Source organism: Coleofasciculus sp. (assembly GCF_046539235.1).
Taxonomy (GTDB): domain Bacteria; phylum Cyanobacteriota; class Cyanobacteriia; order Cyanobacteriales; family Coleofasciculaceae; genus Coleofasciculus.
Genome location: NZ_JBKHHI010000403.1, coordinates 1 through 6179 on the forward strand (window position 1 = coordinate 1; position 6179 = coordinate 6179).

Consider the following 6179-nt stretch of genomic DNA (forward strand, 5'->3'; position numbering starts at 1 on the left):
TAATCCCTAAACCCGCCCCTACATCTTTGGGATGCGATCGCGGTTGAGAATCTGGTAGGTTTTGTTATTCCCTTTCCGGTTGGGATTAGGGCGGGTTTCATTTGTCGGGGCGGGTTTAGGGACAAACTTAATCCACAAACCAATAACCTTTCTCCAAAACCCGCCCAGCCCCACCCTACCGCGACATCTTTGGCGTGCGATCGCGGTTTGAATTTTAACAGTTTGTTAAAGTAAACTCCGCGCCTTAAGTTGTAAATAACGGTTAACCAACTGCTCCCTAATTTGATTCGCAGGTGCATCTAACACTAACACCCCTTTTTGTTTCAATTGGGCAAAAGCTACCCGACGCTGGGCAATTAAATCTAAAGCAACCGCACGAGAGTATGTTGCTTCTATATCATAAGTTCGAGTGTGAGCAATAGTATCAACTTGGGGATCACGTAATGTTACACAAAAGGGTAAATAACGCGGCGTCAGGCGTCCCATGGCTGATAAGAGTTCAGCCGAAGCGGTTATATCAACAATATCGGTAATCAAAACCACTAAAGCACGGCGAGTTTGTTGATTCACTAATCGCGTTACCGCGCCAAAATAATCCGGTTCTAATAATACAGGTTGAATTGGCGTTAAACGTTCTATTAATTTCGATAACTGATGCTGACCTCGTTCCGGTGGAATCCAACTGGTTACCTCTCGGTCAAACACACCAATTCCCACTCTATCGCCTCGATTTAATCCCGCCAAAGCTAGGGATAATGTCGCATTTAATCCCCAATCAAACCGCTTTAATCCCTGCACCTGTGCCGTCATTAACCGCCCTCGGTCGAGTAAAATAATTAACGTTTGCTCCCTCTCTGGTTCCAATACTCGGATTAACGGACGTGAACGACGGGCTGTAGCTTTCCAATCAATGAGCCGAGTATCATCGCCAACACCATATTCCCGGAGTTCTGCAAACTCGGTTCCCGCACCTAGGCGTCGCGCTCGGCGCATGGTTCCTGTGTTTTCTAAAGTGAGGCGAATCGAGAGTTCTCGTAATCCCAGCAAATCCGGATACACCGCCACCGTCTGACTGGCGGGGATTGTCCAATCTAGCCATGCTAATCCCCAGCGCCCCCGTTGTCGCACTTGAATATCTCCCCATTGATATTCGCCGCGACTTTTGGGGTGAACCGTGTAGGTAAAGTCTTGCGTGTGATTGGGTTCCAGTTGGGTTGAGAGAGTGGGTGTAGAGATGTCAAACTCTAGCGGGTAGTGATCACGCAGGCGAATTCGGGCAGATGACGATCGCGATCGCACCGATAATACCACAGGATTATCCCGCCCTATAGATAATCGATGTAACGGATGGCGCGTCACCGTGACACGATACGGTTTAACCCGTTGTCCATCCCAAACCGCTAAACTCAGAACAACCGCATCAAATCCCAGAGTTCCCCAAATGCTGCTTGGCTGATTAAACACAACAGCCAGAAAAAGGGCAATTACCATACCCAGTAGCAGCAACCAATACAGACGTTGTGATGGAATAATCATATTAGTTTGTAGGGGCGGGTTTCACTATTATCGTTTCTTGCCTCACCCAGATGCAACTAAACCCGCCCTGACTATGGTTTGAATCATCGCAATACCCATCAACGCGGAACCGGAACCTGCTTCAATAACGACGCAATCACCCCATCAACCATCAACCCATCCAACTGCGCCTCTGGTTTCAAAATCAGACGATGACGCAACAACGGCGGCGCAACGGCTTTCACATCATCCGGTGTCACATAATTCCGCCCCTGCAACCAAGCATACGCCTTACTCGTTTGTAACCACGTCGCCGTCGCCCTGGGAGACGCCCCTAATGCCAAATCTGCATGGTTGCGTGAACCTCCCACCAATGCTAATAAATAATCCAATATTTTCTCATCCACATCAACCGCTTGCACCGCTTTACGCCCATTAATAATATGTCCTACGGTTGCGACAGGTTTGAGACGTTCCAAATCAAAACGTTTAGCCCGAAATCCCTTCTGCACATTCAGCAACATCTGCTTTTCTGCGGCGGTATCCGGGTAATCTACTACCAGTTTAAATAAAAAGCGGTCTAACTGGGCTTCGGGTAACGGATAAGTCCCCTCAAATTCTAGGGGATTTTGAGTCGCAATCACCCAGAATAAGTCCGGTAAAGGCAAACTTTCCCCATCTAATGTCACCTGTTGTTCTTCCATCGCTTCTAGTAGCGCGGCTTGGGTTTTGGGCGGTGTGCGGTTAATTTCATCCGCCAGCAAAATCTCGGTAAAAACGGGTCCTTGCTTGAGGGTAAAACTGCGGCTATTCAGGTCAAAAATATTGGTGCCGAGAATATCCGAGGGCAAAATATCGGGAGTAAGCTGAATTCGCCGAAAATCGGCTTGTATTAATTTTGCCATCACTTTCACCAGTAAGGTTTTTCCGGTTCCCGGTACACCTTCGATAATGACATGACCTCCACTCAGCAACGCCACAAGCAATTGTTGCACGACAGTCGATTGACCCAAAACAACTTTGCCCAGGGTTTGGCTGATGCGATTAAAGATGGTGTTGTCATTTGTCATTTGTCATTTGTCATTTGTCATTTGTCATTTGTCATTTGTCATTATTTCGACCCTTGTCTCAACCAGCTATACCGTAGGGTGGGCATTGCCCACCAGCATACCAGTCAGTATTATTCTAGTTAAGTTCGTGATTTTAGGCGCAGCGTTATTGGTAAAACCCGCCCCTACTTGCCTCAAAACTTTTTTATAGTTCCGACCATTTTCTCAACCAGTTTAACAAGTCGGATTCACTCAAGCGGCGTTTATTAGAGACTTGCAGCAGTTGTTGTAAGTCTTTGGCTGGACGTCCCGTCTGTCGCGCCCAAGCCGCTATTAGGGATTGATGGTTGAGGGGAGTCTCTCCTAATCCTAGAGTTTTCTGGAGTTGTCGCTGTTCTTGTTTGCCAACCCTATCCACGATAAATTCATGACTCCCCGCTTTGAGTAAGACACCAGCTAGCGCCCGAATGTACGCTTCACTATTATTAACCACTGGGGCGGATAGGGTGATGGGTTGTCCAAAACGACGATTAGCCGCAAAAATTGCCACGAGTAGGAGAACAATACCTTGGAGCAGCAGGGGAAATAAGGGGGTTTTGATTAAATAACTGATTGCATTTTCGCCAACTTCGCGTTCGATTTCTTCTTGGTCTTTATAACCATGAATATATTCATCGACCCATAGTTGATTGGGGTTGGCGGATGAGTTGACCGTGGGATTTTTGATGGGATCGGCTAGTTTTTCCTGGGTTACCAGTTTAGCCAAAAGTGTATAGTTGGCTGGAAAATCTTGATAAGCATTGGCAGCGAGATGGGGAGTAGTCACAAAAATAACCTGTCCTTTTCCGAGTGTCTTTTGCCATGCGATCGCGCCAAAGTCATCACTGAGAATAGCATCGTTGCTAGGCTTATATCGCCGCCCGGTGTCAATCTTAACCTTGCCAACTGGACTATCCTGTAGGGTGCTAAATGCTGCTTCGGTTACGGGTTGATGAACCCCAACGATAACTAGGGTATTGCCCTTTTTAACCCAGTCTCTCTCTGGAGTATCTAATTGATTTGGGACTAAACGGCTGTGAACTCGCAACAAGGTGACATCCTGGCGATCCTCGAATTCACTCAATGGCTTTTGCCAGCGCTGGATGGGAGTTCCCCGTTCTGCCATAAACGTATACCAAGCACCATAGCCATCGGGGGCGCGGCTATAGGTTGACCCACTATTGAGTTGATTGTTCGCTGGCGCAGCGACTAGAGTAATCAGGATCACAACCGCGATCGCGATCGCACTCAATACCCCTAACCGTCGTTTAGATACCTTCATCACCCTTGATTGATTTGTTGATAGGCTTGCTGACAGTCCTCAAACAGCGATCGCGAGGCTGGAGTCTGACTGAAACAAAGCTGTTGATGGGTGATCAGCAAGCGTTGATAGGCTCTCGACTGAGGGAACTGTTGGACTACAAGCAGATATTCCCCATCCGTGCGACTGGGTTGTTGGGGGACTTGTCCACTATCATGCAACTGTTGTAGCATAGCTCGATAAAGGCACAGGCAAGCCTCACGGTAGTCACCTTGAGTTTGGCAGTTTTGCGATCGCGCCAACCAATCAGCAACGGATAAGGTTCTATCTGGGGTGGTTGTAAGTTTCTCAGATTGCTGATCCAGTTGGTTTCTCCAGGAATAAACATAAGGAGAAAACCGTCGCATGAGTTGTAGAGCAATCCAGCATACCAGAAAGGCAATCAGTACCCAAAAGATTACCCTAGCAATAAAGAACAGAACTGGCGAACTTAACCAAGCGGGTAAAGACCAACCGGAACCCCCTGGAAAATCCGGTGAAAATCGGGACAGTTGGAGTTCCCACCATTCCCCTACTTGTTTTTGCCACTGCTGAAACTGCCAAGCCCAATTACTTTTCTCGTAAGATCCGGTAGACATGGTTTGTGAAATCCTGCCCAGGCTAACTCTGTGAGTATAACGCGGACTTCCCCATCTCAAGCAGATCCCTAACCAAACAAAAGTGGATAAAAGGAAAAACTCTCACACCTTAACTAGAGGTGAGAGTCATCATTTGACGCTAATTTTTTATCCCGAAGCGTAGTTCTTTGTCTGACATCAAATCCACCGAAACCGTCATTATTTTCTTCTACCTTGCAACCCTTCTCTTTCCCTTATACCCTGGAGCATTCTGCCATCTGCCTTATCTTCACCAAAGTGTCAGTAAGCTGTTCGGCATTTAAACCTTAATGTCAATAATGGCGAAATCCTTGCCGTAGTAGTGCGTTTAGCGAAGCCATGCCGCAGGCTTTGCATCTTGCTCGCTAAATTGAGCATCTTGCTCGCTACCCATTCCCAATTTAAATGCATGACAGGACGTATAGCTAAAAAAAGGGGGGGTATGGACTATTAAATTACTGCCTGAGGGTGTTGAGACCAAGACTGAATCACCTTGAGTGATGTTAAATGGCGCGGTTCGGTTGCATGTCCCTGAGACTGAGCCGCTTTTTGAGCCGCCTGTAGTTCGGCTTGCATGACAATCATCTGAGACATTATGTGTTGTAGTTGAACCTGAAGTTGTTCAACCTCAGATGTACCAACTGTGGTCACAGTTGCAGATGGAACCGATGTTTTGGGTTGATAACCCAGGAAGCTTTGAGCCGAGGCAAATTTCGCTGAGGCTGTTTGGCTGCTAACTGGATGAGCGGTAGCCGATTGGGTATAGAAGGGTTGTGTGGTGATGGTGAACGGAACATTCATCGGCTGTTCCTCGGATTTCACCACAGTAGGTGTTAGTGCAGGCTGCGGTTTAACAGTTTCTTCGACTAGAGGTTGAGCTTCATTTTCAGAAGGTGGGACGATTTCCGGTTCTGGTTTAACAGTTTCTTCAACCAGGGGTTGATCTTTGTTCTCAGAAAGCAGACCTGATTCTTGTTCGCCTTCTTTCTCTAAAAAATTATTGAGTCCAGCCGCTGCGAGTTGAGATTGAGAAAGTTTCAGTTCTTCTAAAAGTTGTTCCTTTTCTTGAAGATTTCGCTCTAAATCCGAAAGCTGTTCTTCGGCTTGGGCAGATTTCTTAGACGATTGTCGCCACCCGGTTACAGCAATTGTCGCGATTCCCGTCCCTACACCTAAAACACTTACCAATCCTAGGTAAGGCATCGCAACATCTCGGAGTTTTCCATGATGTACAGGCTCTTCTTGCAGTTGGATTGTGACCTCTTGATCTCCGAAGAACGCTAGAGGTAAAGTCAAAGCTGAGAAGACGGCGGTTGAAAGAATTATCGGCGTAAAGAGAAATTTTTTTAAAGGAGAGCCAGTCATGATTAATAATTCCTAGTGATAATTTCCAGTATCAGTTGTGCAAAACAAGGCGTCTTTCTCAAATTTCACCAAATTGCAAATTGCCGATGCTGATTAAGCCAGTTGGCAGGAGAGATTGCTTGGGTGTGAATCGACTTGCCTTAGCTTATTTACCAGATTAGCGAATCGTCTATCAAGTCCAGATAAAGTCCAAAAAAAACTCAGTGAAGTTCTGATGAACTTTTATTAACTTGTTATTGGTCATTGGTCATTTGTCATTGGTCATTGGTCATTGGTCATTGGTCATTGGTCATT

Annotated in this window: 5 protein-coding genes; all 5 read right to left on the reverse strand. The window is 46.6% G+C overall.

The features are described 5' to 3' along the window. Positions 1-225 precede the first annotated feature (225 nt). The 5 genes from ACLFWI_RS25275 to ACLFWI_RS25295 all read right to left on the reverse strand — a co-directional run bounded on the left by ACLFWI_RS25275 (position 226) and on the right by ACLFWI_RS25295 (position 5885). The gene (locus tag ACLFWI_RS25275; RefSeq protein ID WP_446415212.1) at positions 226-1533 is read right to left on the reverse strand and encodes a DUF58 domain-containing protein; all 1308 of its coding nucleotides are present in this window, start codon (positions 1531-1533) and stop codon (positions 226-228) included. Between the two features lie 101 nt (positions 1534-1634). After that, positions 1635-2585, reverse strand: a complete 951-nt coding sequence (locus tag ACLFWI_RS25280) for an AAA family ATPase (protein ID WP_446410634.1) — start codon at positions 2583-2585, stop codon at positions 1635-1637. 184 nt (positions 2586-2769) lie between these two features. Then, positions 2770-3885 (reverse strand): DUF4350 domain-containing protein, encoded by a 1116-nt coding sequence (locus ACLFWI_RS25285; RefSeq protein WP_446415210.1) that lies wholly within the window; start codon positions 3883-3885, stop codon positions 2770-2772. Beyond that, a complete protein-coding gene (locus ACLFWI_RS25290; RefSeq protein WP_446410636.1) occupies positions 3885-4502 on the reverse strand; it encodes a DUF4129 domain-containing protein in 618 nt (205 codons plus the stop codon). Before ACLFWI_RS25290 ends, ACLFWI_RS25285 begins: the two co-directional genes overlap by 1 nt. Before the next feature lie 468 nt (positions 4503-4970). Further along, entirely contained in the window at positions 4971-5885 is a 915-nt protein-coding gene (locus ACLFWI_RS25295) for a hypothetical protein (RefSeq protein WP_446415211.1), read from the reverse strand. Positions 5886-6179 lie beyond the last annotated feature (294 nt).